The organism is Pseudomonas sp. HMSC063H08, from assembly GCF_001813645.1.
In the GTDB taxonomy this organism is placed as follows: domain Bacteria; phylum Pseudomonadota; class Gammaproteobacteria; order Pseudomonadales; family Pseudomonadaceae; genus Pseudomonas; species Pseudomonas aeruginosa.
The window spans coordinates 126,949-128,262 of record NZ_KV813415.1 but is presented as its reverse complement, the minus strand read 5'-3'; the positions used below and the strand labels follow the sequence as shown (position 1 = coordinate 128,262).

4 protein-coding genes are annotated in these 1,314 nt (G+C 60.9%); 1 reads left to right on the top strand and 3 read right to left on the bottom strand.

The genetic code is table 11. The features are described 5' to 3' along the window. The 3 genes from HMPREF2924_RS36410 to merT all read right to left on the bottom strand — a co-directional run. Positions 1 to 356 (bottom strand): cation transporter (locus tag HMPREF2924_RS36410; protein WP_256567946.1); only part of this gene is annotated, 356 nt, incomplete at its 3' end. Positions 357 to 427: 71 nt separating this feature from the next. Beyond that, positions 428 to 703 carry a mercury resistance system periplasmic binding protein MerP gene (gene merP / locus HMPREF2924_RS10600; protein ID WP_003131987.1) on the bottom strand — a complete coding sequence of 92 codons (276 nt, stop codon included), beginning with the start codon at positions 701 to 703 and terminating at the stop codon, positions 428 to 430. Between the two features lie 12 nt (positions 704 to 715). Next, positions 716 to 1,066: a mercuric ion transporter MerT gene (merT, locus tag HMPREF2924_RS10595; RefSeq protein ID WP_070700471.1), complete on the bottom strand. Its 351-nt coding sequence runs from the start codon at positions 1,064 to 1,066 to the stop codon at positions 716 to 718. Positions 1,067 to 1,137: 71 nt separating this feature from the next. Between merT and HMPREF2924_RS36405 the strand changes: the two genes are divergently transcribed. Further along, the coding region (locus HMPREF2924_RS36405) for a MerR family transcriptional regulator (protein WP_256567948.1) at positions 1,138 to 1,314 on the top strand (177 nt) is incomplete at its 3' end.

The following is a 1,314-nucleotide window of genomic DNA, read 5'->3' as shown; positions in this document are numbered from 1 at the left end:
TCGACGGCCTTCAGCGCCGCCGCCATCGCGGCTCCACCGCTGCCAATGACCGCTACCTGCACCGGGGGCTCGTTGCCACTGTGCTTTTCGGCGGCGGCCATCCATCCCCGCACCTTGTCGAGCAGTCCGACGCGGTTGTCCGCCAGTGGCGCATCGGCTAGCGTTGCCTTGTAGCCCAGTCCGGCCACGGCGGCAGTCAGCGCGTCCGGCGATGTGCCCGGCACGATGGCGAGTTGCGCTGTGCCCTTCGGATAGGACACCAGCGCCGACTGCACGCCTGGCACTTTTTCCAGCGCTTCCTTGACGTGCGCCGCGCACGAGTCGCAAGTCATGCCGGTGATTTTTAGATGGGTCATGCAACAGATCCTTTATCGTTTGTGGCGCCAGACAATGACGTCCGTTGTGCTGCGGTGCCGTTTTCAGTGACTCACTGCTTGACGCTGGACGGATAGCCCGCGTCTGCGGTTGCCTTGGTCAGCTTCTGCACGCTGGTCTTGGCATCGTCGAAGGTGACGACCGCTTGGCGTGTCTCGAAAGTCACGTCAACTTTGCTGACGCCTTCGACCTTGGAAATCGCCTTCTTGACAGTGATCGGGCAGGCGGAGCAGGTCATGCCCGGTACGGACAGCGTGACGGTCTGGGTGGCGGCCCAGACGGGGGCAACAACGGCGGCGAGGGCGAGGGAGGCAAACAGTTTCTTCATGGTGAACTCCGATCAGTAGAAAAATGGCATGACGTAGGGAAATCCGAGCGCGACCAGAACCAGCGCGGCCACGATCCAGAAAATGAGCTTGTAAGTAGCTCGCACTTGGGGAATCGCGCAGACCTCACCCGGTTTGCAGGCCGCTGCCTGCCGGTAGATGCGCCGCCAGGCGAAGAACAACGCCACCAGCGCCACGCCGATAAAGATGGGGCGATAGGGTTCCAACACCGTCAAGTTGCCGATCCAAGCGCCGCTGAACCCCAAGGCGATCAGAACCAGCGGCCCGAGGCAGCAAGCCGAGGCGAGGATGGCGGCAAGCCCTCCAGTGAAGAGCGCGCCGCGCCCGGTTTTTGGTTCAGACATGCGCTTGTCCTTTCGAATTGAAATTGGATAGCGTAACCTTACTTCCGTACTCATGTACGGAGTCAAGCGATATGGAAAACAATTTGGAGAACCTGACCATTGGCGTTTTCGCCAAGGCGGCCGGGGTCAATGTGGAGACCATCCGTTTCTATCAGCGCAAGGGCTTGTTGCTGGAGCCTGACAAGCCCTATGGCAGCATCCGCCGCTATGGCGAGGCGGATGTAACGCGGGTGCGCTTCGTGAAATCA